Source organism: Rhodococcus antarcticus, from assembly GCF_026153295.1.
GTDB lineage: Bacteria > Actinomycetota > Actinomycetes > Mycobacteriales > Mycobacteriaceae > Rhodococcus_D > Rhodococcus_D antarcticus.
The window spans coordinates 2,374,136-2,388,780 of sequence record NZ_CP110615.1 but is presented as its reverse complement, the minus strand read 5'-3'; the positions used below and the strand labels follow the sequence as shown (position 1 = coordinate 2,388,780).

The window sequence follows — 14,645 nt, the reverse complement described above, 5'->3', positions numbered from 1 at the left end:
CTCCCCACCGGTCACACCGACCGGCCACCGACCAGGCACCCAGGTCCTGGCGGTCGAGCTGAGGAGAGAACCATGAACGAGACCCACGTGACCCTGGTCGGCACCGTCATCCAGGACCTGCGCCGGCGCACCACCGCCGAGGGTGCGGAGCTGATCAGCTTCCGCATGGCCAGCAACGAGCGGCGCTTCGACCGCACCTCCGGGGAGTGGGTCGACGGCGAGACGCTGTACGCCAACGTCACCTGCTGGCGCCGCCTGGTCAAGGGCGTGGCGTACGCGCTCGCCAAGGGTGACCCGGTGGTCGTGACCGGACGCCTCTACACCCGCAGCTACGAGGTGGAGGGTCAGCGCCGGCACACCACAGAGCTCGACGCCGTCACGGTCGGGATCGACCTCTCGCGGTGCATCGCCTCGATCGACCGCACCAAGAAGCTCCCGGCCGGGGTGGCCTCCTCGGCCGCCGAGGAGCAGATCGAGCAGCTCGAGGTGTCGGTGCCGGACACGGCGGAGGAGCTCACGGCCGAGGAGACCGTGGACGCCTGAGCCGCCGGGACCACCACGACCCGCCCCGGTGCCCCCGCGCCGGGGCGGACGGGCGTGGACGCACGGCCCGCGCGGGGTGGTGCTGGGCCCATGCCCTCCCAGGTGCACGTGCTCGGCAGCTACCAGTCCGACTTCGTCCGCACCGTCGCGCGGGAGGGCGGCGAGCCGTTGCGAGCCCTACCTGCTGCCCCACCTGCGCACCGCGATCACCGACGCCTACGGCCGCGCCGGGATCTCCGGCCCCGCCCAGCTCGACGCGGTGGAGACCCACGACTGCTTCACCATCACCGAGCACGTGGCGCTGGACCACCTGGGCCTCACCCCACCCGGCCAGGCGTGATCGGGCTCGGCCACCCCGTGGGCGCCACCGGGGTCCGGATGCTCGGTGACGCCGCCCGCCAGGTGACCGGGCGCGCCGGTGCGACCCAGGTCGAGGGCGCGCACCGGGTGGCCACCCTCAACATCGGTGGCAGCGCCGCGACCGTGGTGAGCCTGGTCGTCTGCGGGTGACCGACGCCCTCGCGCGGGGCCACTAGGCTGGGGGCCATGGCTGAGTTCATCTACACCATGAAGAAGGTGCGCAAGGCGCACGGCGACAAGGTCATCCTCGATGACGTGACCATGTCGTTCTACCCGGGCGCGAAGATCGGCGTCGTCGGGCCCAACGGCGCCGGCAAGTCGAGCATCCTCAAGATCATGGCGGGGCTCGACCAGCCCGGCAACGGCGAGGCGTTCCTCGCGGCCGGCGCGACGGTCGGCATCCTCATGCAGGAGCCGGTGCTCGACGAGACCAAGACGGTCCGGCAGAACGTCGAGGACGGCCTCGGCGAGACCATGGTGCAGCTCAACCGCTACAACGAGATCGCCGAGCTGATGGCCACCGACTACTCCGACGAGCTCATGGAGGAGATGGGGGACCTGCAGGAGAAGCTCGACCACGCCGACGCGTGGGAGATCGACTCGCAGCTCGAGCAGGCCATGGACGCGCTGCGCTGCCCGCCGCCGGACGAGGCCGTCACCCACCTCTCCGGGGGGGAGAAGCGCCGCGTGGCCCTGTGCAAGCTCCTGCTGAGCAAGCCGGACCTGCTCCTGCTGGACGAGCCCACCAACCACCTCGACGCCGAGAGCGTGCTGTGGCTCGAGCAGCACCTGGCCGCCTACGCCGGCGCCGTGCTGGCCGTGACCCACGACCGGTACTTCCTCGACCACGTCGCGCAGTGGATCGCCGAGGTCGACCGCGGCCACCTGTACCCCTACGAGGGCAACTACTCCACGTACCTGGAGAAGAAGTCCGAGCGCCTCGAGGTGGCGGGCAAGAAGGACCAGAAGCTGCAGAAGCGGCTCAAGGACGAGCTGGCCTGGGTGCGCTCCGGTGCCAAGGCCCGCCAGGCCAAGAGCAAGTCCCGCCTGGCCCGCTACGACGAGATGGCGGCGGAGGCCGACAAGAACCGCAAGCTCGACTTCGACGAGATCCAGATCCCTGCGCCGCCCCGCCTGGGCGACGTCGTCGTGGAGGTCAGCCACCTCGACAAGGGCTTCGACGGCCGCGTGCTCATCAAGGACCTCTCGTTCACGCTGCCGCGCAACGGCATCGTCGGGGTCATCGGCCCCAACGGCGTCGGCAAGACCACGCTGTTCAAGACCATCGTGGGGCTCGAGGACGCCGACTCGGGCGAGGTCAAGATCGGCCAGACGGTCAAGCTCAGCTACGTCGACCAGAACCGCTCCGGCATCGACCCCGCCAAGAGCGTGTGGGAGACGGTTTCCGACGGGCTGGACTTCATCATCGTCGGCCAGACCGAGATGCCCAGCCGCGCCTACATCAGCGCGTTCGGGTTCAAGGGCCACGACCAGCAGAAGGCGGCCGGGGTGCTCTCCGGCGGGGAGCGCAACCGGCTGAACCTGGCGATGACCTTGAAGCAGGGCGGCAACCTGATCCTGCTGGACGAGCCGACCAACGACCTGGACGTCGAGACGCTCGGGTCCCTGGAGAACGCGCTGGACGACTTCCCGGGCTGCGCCGTCGTGATCTCGCACGACCGGTGGTTCCTCGACCGGACCTGCACCCACATCCTCGCCTGGGAGGGCGGCCTCAGCGACAACGAGGCGTCCTGGTTCTGGTTCGAGGGCAACTTCGAGGGCTACGAGGCCAACAAGATCGAGCGGTTCGGCCCGGATGCGGCGCGCCCGCACCGGGTCACCCACCGCAAGCTCACCCGCGACTGATCCGGTGGTCAGCCCCTTCCGGTTCCTCCTGCAGTCCCGGTGGGGCGACATGGACGCGCTGCACCACGTGAACAACGTGCGGTACGTGGAGTACGCGCAGGAGGCCCGCATCGCGTTCTTCGCCCGGGCGGTCGGTCTCGACCCGGACGACCGGAGCCCGTTCGTCGTGGTTCGCCAGGAGATCGACTACCTCCTGCCCCTGGTGCACCGGGACGGGCAGGTGGCTGTCGACGTGGTCGTGACGCACCTCGGCAACCGGTCGTTCACGCTGGTGCAGACCATCCGTGACCCCGAGCCGGACGGGTCCACCTACGCGCGCGTGGTCACCGTGCTGGTCGGGTTCGACCCGGTCGCGGAGTCCTCGCGGCCGCTGGAGGACGTCGAGCGCACCGGCCTCACCGCGCTGCTCGACGAGCCCGACGCGCGGGCCTGAAGGACGCGCCCGGCCGCGTCCGGCCCAGTGGCTAGGGTGATCGGCAGGACCCGGTGGAGCAGCACTGGCCGCCGGCACGGGTCGAGCACGGGGATGGGTCAGCAGTGGGCGAGGCGGCGCAGGGCGAGGGCACCGGGCACGAGCAGGGCGAGCTGTCCGCGCTGGTGGAGCGCTACTTCCAGCACGTGGTGGTGGGTGATCGAGAGGCCGCCAGGGCCGCTGTCGCCGCGCACCGCGAGCTGGCTGCACGTCGCGCCCCGGGCACGGCGCTGGTGGCGCTGCGTCGTGCGGGCGAGGGCTGGTCGCACCCCACCCCGGTGCTGCAGGTGGTCGTCGACGACATGCCGTTCCTCGTCGACACCGTCACGGCCGCGCTGAGCCGCGCCGAGGTGCGGGTGCGCTCGGTGGTGCACCCGCTGGTGGTGGTGCGTCGAGACTCCGAGGGCCTGCTCACCGAGGTGCTCGCGGACTGCGCGGCCCAGGAACCGCCCTCCGACGCCCTGGTGGAGTCGTGGATGTTCCTCGAGCTGGAGGCCGGGCTCGGCGACGACGTGCTCGCCACCCTGTCCGAGGAGGTCCTCGACGTGCTCGCCGACGTGCGGGTGGTGGTGGAGGACACCGAGCGGATGCGGACCACCCAGCGCGAGCTGGCCGCGGCGCTCGAGGTGGCCTCGGACTCGGGGGGCTTCCCGCACGAGGACGTCTTCGACGCCGCCGCCCTGCTGCGCTGGCTGGCCGACGGCAACTTCACCGTGCTCGGCTACCGGCGCTACGAGCGGGTCCACGTCGACGGTGCGGTGCAGGAGCGGGCTGTGCCCTCCTCCGGGCTCGGCGTCCTGCGCGACGACGACGTGGCCCGACGGGCGAGCGCCAACACGGGCCCCGACGGTGACCGCGGCGACGTCAGCGACCGGCTGCTCGTGCTCACCCAGGCCTCCACCCAGACCACCGTGCACCGTCCGGTGTACCCGTTCTTCGTGGGCGTGCGGACCTTCGACGTCGACGGCACCATCACCGGGGAGCACCGCTTCCTGGGCATCTTCACCGTCAGCGCGCTGCACGAGAACGTCCTGGACATCCCGGTGCTGGCCCGGCGCACCCGCACCGTGGTCGAGCGGGCCGGCGTGGACCTGGACTCCTACTCCGGCCAGGCGATGCTCGAGGTGGTGCAGACCTACCCGCGCACCGAGCTCTTCGCGACGGACACCGACACGCTCTTCGAGACGGTGACCGCCGTCACCAGCCTCGGCGACCGGCACTCGGCGAGGCTGTTCCTGCGCCGGGACACCTACGGACGCTTCGTGTCCTGCCTGGTCTACCTGCCCCGCGACCGCTACACCACGCGCACGAGGACGGCCGTGCAGGAGGTGCTGCTGCGCGAGCTGGGCGGGGTGAGCCTGGAGCACACCGCACGGGTCACGGAGTCGGCGCTGGCGCTGCTGCACGTCACGGTGCACACCCCCGGCCGCGCCGAGCTGCCCGCCGGCACCCAGGAGCGGGTGCAGGAGCTCGTCAACGAGGCGAGCCGGACGTGGGACGACCGGCTGACCGAGGCGGCGTCGACCGCCGACGTCGACCCGGCTGCCGCCCACACGGACCTGCTGGCCGGCTACGCGCGCGAGCTGCCGGAGAGCTACAAGGAGGACTTCGACGCCGCGCACGCGGTGGCCGACATCGCCCGGCTGGAGGCACTCACCGACGGGGGCACCGACCTGTCCCTGCGCCGCCGCGACGGCGGTGCCCCGGGCGAGCTGCGCTTCACGCTCTACCTCGGCGGGCGACGGGTGTCGCTGAGCGACGTGCTGCCGCTGCTGCAGAGCATGGACGTGGAGGTGCTCGACGAGCGCCCGTACGAGGTCCACCGCCCGGACGGGCTGCCCTGCTGGATCTACGACTTCGGCCTGCTGGTGGACCCGGCGATGCTCGCGGGGAGCCCGGACGGCGTGGCGGGACGCTTCACCGAGACCTTCACGGCGGTGTGGAGCGGGCTGTGCGAGAGCGACCGGTTCAACGCGCTGGTGCTGCACGCCGGGCTCGACTGGCGGCAGGTGTCCGTGCTGCGCGCCTTCGCCCGGTACCTGCGCCAGGCGGGACTGCCGTTCAGCCAGGCCTACGTCGAGCAGGTGGTGCTGGACAACGCGCCCATCTGCGCCGCGCTCGTCGCGCTGTTCGAGGCCAAGCTCGACCCGGCCCTGGAGCACGTGCCCACCCCCGAGGAGCTGCACCCACGGGTCGCCGCGGTGGGGGCGATGGTGGACGAGGTGACGAGCCTGGACGCCGACCGCATCCTGCGGGCCATGCTCTCGCTCGTGCAGGCGACCCTGCGCACCAACCACTGGGTGACCGACGCCAGCGGGGCGCACCGGCCGTCCCTGGCGCTCAAGCTCGATCCTCGCGGCATCGCCGAGCTGCCCCAGCCCCGCCCGCGGTTCGAGGTGTTCGTCTGCTCCCCGCGCGTGGAGGGGGTGCACCTGCGCTTCGGCGCGGTGGCCCGGGGCGGGCTGCGCTGGTCCGACCGGCGCGAGGACTTCCGCACCGAGGTGCTGGGGCTGGTCAAGGCCCAGGCGGTGAAGAACGCCGTCATCGTTCCCGTCGGGGCCAAGGGCGGGTTCGTGCTGAAGCACCCGCCCGCGTCCACCGGCGACGCGACGGTCGACCGCGAGGCGCTGCAGGCCGAGGGCGTCGCCTGCTACCGCACCTTCATCGCCGCGCTGCTCGACGTCACCGACAACCTCGATCCCGTCTCGGGCACCGTGCTGCCCCCGGCCCGCGTGGTCCGCCACGACGGTGACGACACCTACCTCGTGGTCGCGGCGGACAAGGGGACGGCGACGTTCTCCGACATCGCCAACTCCGTCGCCGCCGACTACGGGTTCTGGCTCGGCGACGCCTTCGCCTCCGGCGGCTCGGCCGGCTACGACCACAAGGGCATGGCCATCACCGCCAAGGGCGCCTGGGAGAGCGTCAAGCGGCACTTCCGCGAGCTCGGGGTCGACACCCAGAGCCAGGAGTTCACCGTGGTCGGCGTCGGTGACATGAGCGGGGACGTGTTCGGCAACGGCATGCTGCTCAGCCCGCACCTCCGGCTCGTGGCGGCCTTCGACCACCGGCACGTGTTCCTCGACCCGGATCCGGTGGCAGACACCTCGTTCGCCGAGCGGAAGCGGGTGTTCGACCTGCCGCGCAGCTCCTGGGCCGACTACGACACCTCGCTGATCAGCACCGGGGGTGGCGTCTACCCGCGGACGCTGAAGTCGGTGCCGATCACCCCGCAGGTGCGCCGGGCCCTGGGCCTGGACGACGACGTGGTGCGGCTGTCTCCGCAGGAGCTGGTGCGGGCGGTGCTGCTGGCCCCGGTGGACCTGCTGTGGAACGGCGGCATCGGCACCTACGTCAAGGCCGGGGCGGAGACCCACGCCGAGGTGGGGGACAAGGCGAACGACGGGCTGCGGGTCAACGGGAGCCAGTTGCGGGTGAAGGTGGTGGGGGAGGGCGGCAACCTCGGGCTCACCCAGCGCGGGCGCATCGAGTTCGACCGTGCCGGGGGCAAGGTCAACACCGATGCCCTGGACAACTCCGCCGGTGTCGACTGCTCCGACCACGAGGTCAACATCAAGATCCTTCTCGACGCTCTGGTCACCGACGGCTCGCTGGCCGCCGCCGACCGGAACCCGCTGCTGGAGTCGATGACCGACGAGGTCTCCCGGCTGGTGCTGTCCGACAACGCCGACCAGAACGAGCTCATGGGCATCAGCCGGGCGAACTCGGCACCGATGCTCGGCGTGCACGCCCGCCTGGTGGCCCGGCTCGAGCAGTCCGGTGGTCTCGACCGCACGCTGGACGCGCTGCCCACCAAGGCCGGGTTCCGTGCCCTGGAGCAGGCGGGCCAGGGACTCACCTCGCCCGAGATGGCCACGCTCATGGCCCAGGTCAAGCTCGCCCTCAAGCACGAGGTGCTCGCCAGCGAGCTCCCCGAGTCCGACGTGTTCGCCCGGCGGGTGCCGCACTACTTCCCGCACCCGCTCCCGCAGCGCTTCCCGGCGGCGGTGGCGGGGCACCCGCTGCGCCGCGAGATCGTGGCCACGATGGTGGTGAACGAGGTGGTGGACACCGGCGGCATCTCGTACGCGTTCCGGCTCTCCGAGGAGGCCGGTGCGTCGACGACGGACGCGGTGCGTGCGCACGCTGCAGCCACGGTGGTCTTCGACCTCGCCGACGTGTGGACCCAGGTCCGCGGGCTCGGGGCGGGGGTCCCCACCGGGCTGACCGACGACCTGGCGCTGGAGACCCGGAGGCTGCTCGACCGGGCCTCGCGATGGCTGCTGTCGAACCGTCCGCAGCCGCTAGCCGTGGGCGCGGAGATCAGCCGCTTCGCTGCCGACGTGCACGCGCTGACCCCGCGCGTACCGGGGTGGTTGTGCGGAGCCGAGGCCGAGGTGGTGGCCGGGCAGGTGCAGGGCTACGTCGACCGCGGTGCACCGCGCGTGCTGGCCGAGCGCATCGTGGGCCTGCTGCACGTGTACGGCTTGCTGGACGTGGTGGAGGTGGCCGACATCGCGGAGCGCGCACCGCAGGAGGTGGGCGAGCTGTACTACGCCCTCAGCGAGCACCTCGGGGTGGACCTGATGCTCACGGCGGTCTCCGAGCTCGAGCGCGGCGATCGCTGGCACTCGCTGGCCCGGCTCGCGCTGCGCGACGACCTGTACGGCTCCCTGCGCTCGCTGACCCTGGACGTCCTGTCGTTGTCCGAGCCCGAGGAGTCCGCGGCGGAGAAGATCGAGCAGTGGGAGCAGGCCAACGCCTCCCGGATGGCGCGCGCCCGGACCGCGCTGGCCGAGATCGCCGAGGTGGGCACGCTCGACCTGGCGATGCTGTCGGTGGCCGCCCGCCAGGTTCGCAGCATGGTGCGCGGCACGGGCGCCAGGGTCGAGGTCGCGCGGTGAGCGCAGCAGGTGTGGAGGGTCGCGCGGTGAGCGCAGCAGATGTGGAGGGTCGCGCGGTGAGCGCAGCAGATGTGGAGGGTCGCGCGGTGAGCGCAGCAGGTGTGGAGGGTCGCGCGGTGAGCGCAGCAGGTGTGGAGGGTCGCGCGGTGAGCGCAGCAGGTGTGGAGGGTCGCGCGGTGAGCGCGCTTGCGGGGTACCGGGCGCTGGTGCCGGTGCGCTGGTCGGACATGGACGCCTACGGACACGTCAACAACGCCCGCGTGGTCACGCTGCTGGAGGAGGCGCGGGTGATCTGGCTGTTCCAGCCGGGTTCTCCGACCGAGGAGATGGCCAAGGGCTCCGTGGTCGCCGACCTGCACGTGCGCTACCGCAGCCAGCTGACCCACCTCGACGGCCCGCTCGAGGTGCTCATGTGGATCTCCCGGCTGCGTGCCGCCGACGCGGTGGTCCAGTACGAGGTGCGTCCGGCCGCGGATGCGGCCGCCGCCCCCTCGGTGACCGCGAGCACGCAGATGGTGCCCTTCGACATGGTGGCGCAGCGTCCGCGCCGGTTCAGCGCGCAGGAGCGGGAGTCGCTGCAGGTGCACGTCCGTGGCTGAGCGGGGGCTCACGGTGGCCGACGCCGGTGAGCGGGACGACCTGGCGCAGTTCGTCGGGCGGGCCGTGCGGCTGGACCCCGACGGCATCGTGCGGCTGCGGGCACGGTCGGACGGTCAGGTGGGGGCCTGGGCGTCCACGGGCTTCGACGTCATCGCTGCCCGGGTGGTGCGCGGGGAGCTCGTGCCGGCCGACACCACCGTCAACTCGGCCGACCTGCTGACGGCGCTGGCGGTGCAGCGTGCCGACTCCGTGGACCCCGGGTTCCCGGTGGACGCCTCGTGGCGCTCCGCGCTGCCCCCCGAGGACGGGTTCGTGCACGTGGACGACGTCCCGGCCTCGGTGCTGGCGGAGCTCTCCGAGCAGGGCGTGGCGCTGGCCAAGGAGCACGCGGGCCCCCAGGGGCCGCCGGCCTCGCTGCTGGACTCCGTCGTGCTCACGGTGCACGGCGGCGGCCACGAGGTGGCGGTGCCGCTGCGCTGCGTGTTCGCGCTGTCCGGCATGGGGTTCGTCGGCGAGCGCGGTGACGAGCTGGTGCGCGTGCGGGCCACGGGGGGCTGGCTGCGACTGGACGCGCGCTGGGGGTCCGTGCTGCGTCGGCGGCACCCGCAGATCCCGCTGCTGATCGGCTGATCGCAGGCCGTCCCCAACACCCACGCACGGGGCGCAGGCCGCCTACACCAGCCAGACCGCGGCGTCCGGGGGCAGCAGCCCGTCCACCAGGGGCACGCTCGAGAGCAGCACCTCGCCCGGCGGAACGGGCACGGGCTCGGAGGAGGTGTTCAGCGCGCACACGAGCCCGCCGCCCTTGCGCCGGAAGGCGAGGCAGCCGGCCGGCGCTCCGTACCACTCCAGGTCGGTGCCGGAGAACTCCGGCCGCGTCGACCGCACCTCGAGAGCGCCGCGGTACAGCGAGAGCATCGAGCCGGGGTCCTCGAGCTGCGCCTCCACCGTCAGCGAGACCCACTCGGGCGGCACCGGCAGCCAGGTGTCGGGGCTGGTGGAGAACCCGAACGGCGGCTCGGTGCCCTCCCACGGCAGCGGCACGCGGCAGCCGTCCCGGCCGCGCTCGGTGCGTCCGGACCGCTCCCAGACCGGGTCCTGCAGGGCATCCTCGGGCAGGTGCACGTTCGGCAGCCCGAGCTCCTCGCCGTTGTAGAGGTAGATCGCGCCGGGCAGGGAGAGCTCCACGAGAACCATGGCCCGGGCTCGTCGCACGCCGAGCTCACCGCCGCCGTAGCGGGTGACGTGGCGCTCCACGTCGTGGTTGGACAGCGTCCACGTGGGCGGGGCGCCGACGGAGGCCACCGCCGCCAGCGAGTGCTCGACGGCCTCCCGCACCGCGTCGGCCACGGGCTCGGCCTCCACGAGGCGGAAGTTGAACCCCAGGTGCAGCTCGTCGGGCCGCACGTAGCGGGCGAAGCGCTCGTCGTCGCCGACCCAGATCTCGCCGACCGCCATCGCGCCGGGAGTCTCGTCCAGCACCGAGCGGATCATCTGGTGGATCTCGTGGACGCCGTCGTGGTCGAAGCGCGGGTCGTCGTCACTGTTGGCCAGCAGCTGGTTGTCGGCGAGCAGCTGGGGGTCCATGTCGGGCAGGCCGGGGGGCTTCGCCATGCCGTGCGCGACGTCGATGCGGAAACCGTCCACTCCGCGCGCCAGCCAGAAGCGCAGGGTCTGCTCCAGGTCCTCGCGCACCTCGGGGTTGGTCCAGTCCAGGTCCGGCTGCTCGGCGGCGAAGATGTGCAGGTACCACTGGCCGGGCTCGCCGTCGGCCTCGGTGACACGTGTCCACGCCGGGCCGCCGAAGATGCTCGGCCAGTTGTTCGGTGGCTCCGCCCCGTCGGGGCCCTTCCCGTCGCGGAACAGGTACCGAGCCCGCTCCTCGCTGCCGGGACCGGCGGCGAGGGCGGCCTGGAACCACGCGTGCGCGTCGCTGGTGTGGTTGGGCACCAGGTCCATCGTGACCTTCAGCCCGTGGTCGTGGGCGTCGGCCACCAGGGCGTCCATGGCCGCGAGGTCACCGAAGACGGGGTCGATGTCCCGGGGGTCGGACACGTCGTAGCCGTGGTCGGCCATCGGCGAGCGCATCACCGGGCTCAGCCAGAGCGCGTCCACCCCCAGCAGCTCCAGGTACCCCAGCCGGCTGCGCACGCCCTCGAGGTCACCCACCCCGTCACCGTTCGAGTCGGCGAAGGAACGGGGGTAGACCTGGTAGAACACCGCGTCCTGCCACCAGCCCTGCGCAGGGCTGACGGGGCTGGGACCGGCCTGGGTTCTACGCACGGGGCACGATCCTGCCAAACCCGGAGGCCGGGACACGACTCGTGGCCCACCCGGCCTCAGCCCGGGGTGTTCACCAGGCTGTCGGCGGCCGACGTGAGGTAGGTCCACAGCGCGGTGCGGTGCTCGTCGTCGATCGTGTCGGAGCCGATGGACGCCAGGGCCAGCTCCATGCACCGCAGCCAGGCGTCGCGGGCGGCGGCGTCGACGGCGAAGGGGGCGTGCCGCAGCCGAAGCCGGGGGTGTCCGCGCAGGTCGGAGTAGGTGCGGGGACCGCCCCAGTACTGCTCGAGGAACATCCGGAACCGCACCTCCGCCGGGCCCAGGTCCTGCTCCGGGTAGAGCGGTCGCAGCACGGGGTCCAGTGCCACGCGCTCGTAGAAGCGGCCGACGAGGGTGGCGAAGGTGTCGTGCCCACCGACCGCGTCGTAGAAGGTCTGCGCTGCTGTCTCGCTCACCACCCCATCCTGCCGGTCAGGGCGCCGTGCCGGGCGCGTGGGCCTCGGCGAGGCCGCCGAAGCGGCCCTGCGGGTAGGGCGGGCGGATCCCCTGCTCGTCGAACTCGTCGAGGATGCGCTGGTTGAGCGCGCGCTGGACGGCCCACTGCCGCCCCGGGCGGACCTTGACGGTGATGCGGAGGGTCACCGTGTCCGCCGTGACCTTGTCCACCCCGAGGACCTGCACGGGCTCGAGCACGTCCTCGGAGAGCGGGCTCTCGGCCGTGGCCTCGGCGGCGACGCGGGCGGCGACGGCCGACGCGACGTCCACGTCGGTGGTGTGCGCCAGCGGGAGGTCGAGCACGGCCACGGCGAAGCCCTGGCTCTTGTTGCCCACCCTCAGCACCTCGCCGTTGCGGCAGTACCAGAGCGTTCCGTTGATGTCCCGCAGCGCTGTCACCCGCAGGCCGACGGTCTCCACCACGCCGCTGGCCTCGCCGAGGTCGACGACGTCGCCCACCCCGTACTGGTCCTCGAGGATCATGAAGATGCCGGACAGGAAGTCGCGCACGAGGTTCTGCGCACCGAAGCCCAGGGCCACGCCGACGATCCCGGCGGAGGCGATCAGCGGCGCCACGTCGAGGCCCAGCACCCCCAGCACGTAGATCACGGCGAGGCTCAGCACCGCGATGGACGTGACCGACTTGAGCACCGATCCCATGGTGTGCGCGCGCTGCTTGCGGCGCTCGTGCACGAGCGGGCTCACCGCCGTGCGCACCCGCTCGGGAGCGCGGTCGCGCAGCGGGCGCAGCAGGGCGGGCACCTGGCCGGGTCCACGGTCCTTGGTGAGCCCGTCGATCAGCCGCTGGGCGAGGTAGCGGACCAGCACGGCGCCGACCACGATCGCCAGGATCTGGAGCGGACGCACGACGAGCCACTCCTGGGCGGTGTCGCTGAGGGCGAGGTCGCTCGCGGTGGGGGTCACCCGACCATCGTAACGATGTCTACTGTGGACATTCAGGATCCTCTCAGGTCGTCCAGCCGCAGGCCCGTGTGCAGGGCCAGGAAGCCCAGCTGGTCCACGGTGAGGGCCACCGTGCGCGACACCGAGCGCGCTCCGTGACCCACGTCACCCTCGGTGCGCAGCAGCACCGGCGCGGTGTCCACCGGAGCCGAGGTGGCGTGCTGCAGGGCGGCGGTGAGCTTGGCCCCGTGGACCGGGTCCACCCTGGTGTCGGAGGCGAACACCGTGACCAGCGTGGCCGGGTACGCCGTGCCCTCGACCACCCGGTGGTAGGGGGAGTACCCCAGCAGCCAGCCCAGCTCGACCGGGTCGTCGGCCGTGCCGTACTCGTCGTTCCAGGTGCGTCCGAGCGAGAAGCGCTCGTAGCGGACCATGTCCAGCAGGGGGGCCGAGCACACCACGGCCCGGTACAGCGCCGGGCGCTGGGTGAGCGCGGCGCCCACCAGCAGCCCTCCGTTGGAGCCGCCCATGATCGCGAGCTGCGCCGGGGTGGTCCACCCGCGCGCCACCAGCGTCTCCGCCGCCGCGTGGAAGTCGTCGAACACGTTCTGCTTGCTCTCCCGCATGCCCGCCCGGTGCCAGGCCTCGCCCTCCTCGCCCCCACCCCGCAGCGACGGCAGGGCCCACACCCCGCCGGCCTGCACCCAGGCCAGGGCGGAGGCGGCGTAGCCGGGCTCCCGGCTGACGGAGAAGCCGCCGTAGCCGGTGAGCAGGGTCGGGCGGGGACGGTCCGGCTCCGCACCGGCGCTGATGACGAACATCCGGATGGTCTCGCCGTCGGCCGAGGAGTACTCCAGCTGCTGGGTGTGCAGCCCCGGCACGTCGGCCGCACCCGGGGCCGAGGCGACGAGCTCGGACGTCCCGTCGACCACGTCGAGGCGGTGCACCTGGGTGGGGGTGACGAAGTCGGTCCAGCCCACCCAGACGCGGCCAGCGCCGGTGGGGGTCAGCCGGTCGGCCACCGAGAGGCCGGTCAGGGAGCCGGGACCGGGCAGGGCGGGAGCCCCCAGCGGCGCACCGTCCGGCGCGTGCAGGGCCAGCTCGGCCACGGCGTGCCGGGAGCGGGCCAGGACGAGCTCGCCGCCGGGCTGCAGGACGCGGACGCCCTCGAGCACGGAGCCCGCGTCCTCGCCGACCAGCTCGGTCCAGCTTACCGGCTGCGGCGCGGCCGGATCGGCGGCGCACAGCCGCCATCGGGGCGCGCCGAGGGTGGTGTGCACCAGCAGGCGCCCGTCCTCCACCCACGCGTTGGCCTTGACTCCGTCGGCCTGGGTGAGCACGACCACGAGCTCGCCGGTGCTGGCCAGGTCCCCGATCCACACCGAGTCCCGGGGTGCCGTGCCGGGTGAGCCGGCCACCACGAGCCAGCGGCCGTCCGCGCTCACCGTGGCCCCGAAGTAGAAGGTCGGGTCGTCGTACATGCCGGGGGCCTCGACGAGCACGTCGGTGGACGGGTCGGCGCCCACCCGGTGCCGCAGCACGCGCCGGTGGAACTGCTCCTCCCCGGCCGGCACCTGCTCCGGAGGCAGGCGCCGCACGTAGTACAGCTCCTCGCCGCCGGGAAGCCAGGCCACGCAGGAGTAGCGGCAGCGGTCGACCGGGCCGTCGAGCAGCTCCCCGCTGTCCACGTCCAGGACGTGCAGCAGCGACTCCTCGTCCCCGCCGACCGACAGCTGGTAGGCGAGCCGGTCACCTTCGCGGCTCGGTGTCCACGCGTCCAGCGTCGTGAGTCCGGAGGGGTCCAGCGACGCAGGGTCCAGCAGGACCCGCTCGGTGCCGTCCGGCTCGGTGACCAGCAGCACCGCGTGCTCCTGGCCGGGGTCGCGCCGCACCGAGAACGCCCGGCCCGCGCGCCAGGCCGGGGTGGAGACGGCCCCGACGTCCAGCAGCTGCTGCAGGCGGTCACCGAGTGCCGCCCGACCCGGCAGGCTCGCCAGGGCAGGTCCGGTCAGGGCGTCCTGGGCGGCGTGGAACGCGGCCGTGCGCGGGTCCGCCGCGTCCTCCAGCCAGCGGTACGGGTCGGCGACGGAGCGTCCGTGCAGGTCCTCGACGAGGGCCGAGCGGTCGGCGGCGGGGTAGGTGTTCGGGTCGGTGCTCACGCCCTCGACCCTAGGCAGTGGGTCCGACGGTCCGACGGTCCGACGGTTCGCCGCACCGCG

At 72.7% G+C, this 14,645-nt stretch carries 10 protein-coding genes and 1 pseudogene; 7 read left to right on the top strand and 4 right to left on the bottom strand.

What is annotated here, in order from left to right; genetic code table 11:
• The first annotated feature begins 72 nt into the window (after window positions 1-72).
• The 7 genes and pseudogenes from ssb to RHODO2019_RS11565 all read left to right on the top strand — a co-directional run bounded on the left by ssb (window position 73) and on the right by RHODO2019_RS11565 (window position 9,375).
• Window positions 73-543 carry a single-stranded DNA-binding protein gene (gene ssb, locus RHODO2019_RS11595; protein WP_265381949.1) on the top strand — a complete coding sequence of 157 codons (471 nt, stop codon included), beginning with the start codon at window positions 73-75 and terminating at the stop codon, window positions 541-543.
• A 172-nt stretch (window positions 544-715) separates the two neighbouring features.
• Window positions 716-1,053, top strand: a pseudogene (locus tag RHODO2019_RS11590) (thiolase C-terminal domain-containing protein); the annotation flags it as partial.
• Window positions 1,054-1,089: 36 nt separating this feature from the next.
• On the top strand, window positions 1,090-2,769 hold the full coding sequence (gene ettA / locus RHODO2019_RS11585; protein WP_265381948.1) for an energy-dependent translational throttle protein EttA: 1,680 nt from the start codon (window positions 1,090-1,092) through the stop codon (window positions 2,767-2,769).
• 4 nt (window positions 2,770-2,773) lie between these two features.
• The gene (locus RHODO2019_RS11580; RefSeq protein WP_265381947.1) at window positions 2,774-3,202 is read left to right on the top strand and encodes an acyl-CoA thioesterase; all 429 of its coding nucleotides are present in this window, start codon (window positions 2,774-2,776) and stop codon (window positions 3,200-3,202) included.
• A 104-nt stretch (window positions 3,203-3,306) separates the two neighbouring features.
• Window positions 3,307-8,145: an NAD-glutamate dehydrogenase gene (locus RHODO2019_RS11575; protein WP_265381946.1), complete on the top strand. Its 4,839-nt coding sequence runs from the start codon at window positions 3,307-3,309 to the stop codon at window positions 8,143-8,145.
• Between the two features lie 227 nt (window positions 8,146-8,372).
• Window positions 8,373-8,744 carry an acyl-CoA thioesterase gene (locus RHODO2019_RS11570; RefSeq protein ID WP_265384740.1) on the top strand — a complete coding sequence of 124 codons (372 nt, stop codon included), beginning with the start codon at window positions 8,373-8,375 and terminating at the stop codon, window positions 8,742-8,744.
• The gene (locus RHODO2019_RS11565; protein ID WP_265381945.1) at window positions 8,737-9,375 is read left to right on the top strand and encodes a DUF8185 domain-containing protein; all 639 of its coding nucleotides are present in this window, start codon (window positions 8,737-8,739) and stop codon (window positions 9,373-9,375) included. The genes RHODO2019_RS11570 and RHODO2019_RS11565 overlap by 8 nt, the downstream gene beginning before the upstream one ends.
• Before the next feature lie 42 nt (window positions 9,376-9,417).
• Here RHODO2019_RS11565 and RHODO2019_RS11560 read toward each other — a convergent pair whose 3' ends face one another.
• From RHODO2019_RS11560 to RHODO2019_RS11545, 4 genes are read right to left on the bottom strand one after another with little or no spacing between them, the layout of a single operon-like run.
• Window positions 9,418-11,028 carry a glycoside hydrolase family 13 protein gene (locus RHODO2019_RS11560; RefSeq protein WP_265381944.1) on the bottom strand — a complete coding sequence of 537 codons (1,611 nt, stop codon included), beginning with the start codon at window positions 11,026-11,028 and terminating at the stop codon, window positions 9,418-9,420.
• A gap of 56 nt (window positions 11,029-11,084) precedes the next feature.
• Complete coding sequence (locus tag RHODO2019_RS11555; RefSeq protein ID WP_435532113.1) at window positions 11,085-11,486, bottom strand: globin; 402 nt, start codon at window positions 11,484-11,486, stop codon at window positions 11,085-11,087.
• A 13-nt stretch (window positions 11,487-11,499) separates the two neighbouring features.
• A complete protein-coding gene (locus RHODO2019_RS11550; protein ID WP_265381942.1) occupies window positions 11,500-12,447 on the bottom strand; it encodes a mechanosensitive ion channel family protein in 948 nt (315 codons plus the stop codon).
• 32 nt (window positions 12,448-12,479) lie between these two features.
• Window positions 12,480-14,585 (bottom strand): prolyl oligopeptidase family serine peptidase, encoded by a 2,106-nt coding sequence (locus RHODO2019_RS11545; protein ID WP_265381941.1) that lies wholly within the window; start codon window positions 14,583-14,585, stop codon window positions 12,480-12,482.
• Window positions 14,586-14,645 lie beyond the last annotated feature (60 nt).

Bases quoted from the DNA above. Each gene is read 5' to 3' on its own strand.
- ssb (WP_265381949.1), top strand. From the start codon at position 73: ATGAACGAGACCCACGTGACCCTGGTCGGCACCGTCATCCAGGACCTG.
- ettA (WP_265381948.1), top strand. From the start codon at position 1,090: ATGGCTGAGTTCATCTACACCATGAAGAAGGTGCGCAAGGCGCACGGC.
- RHODO2019_RS11570 (WP_265384740.1), top strand. From the start codon at position 8,373: ATGGACGCCTACGGACACGTCAACAACGCCCGCGTGGTCACGCTGCTG.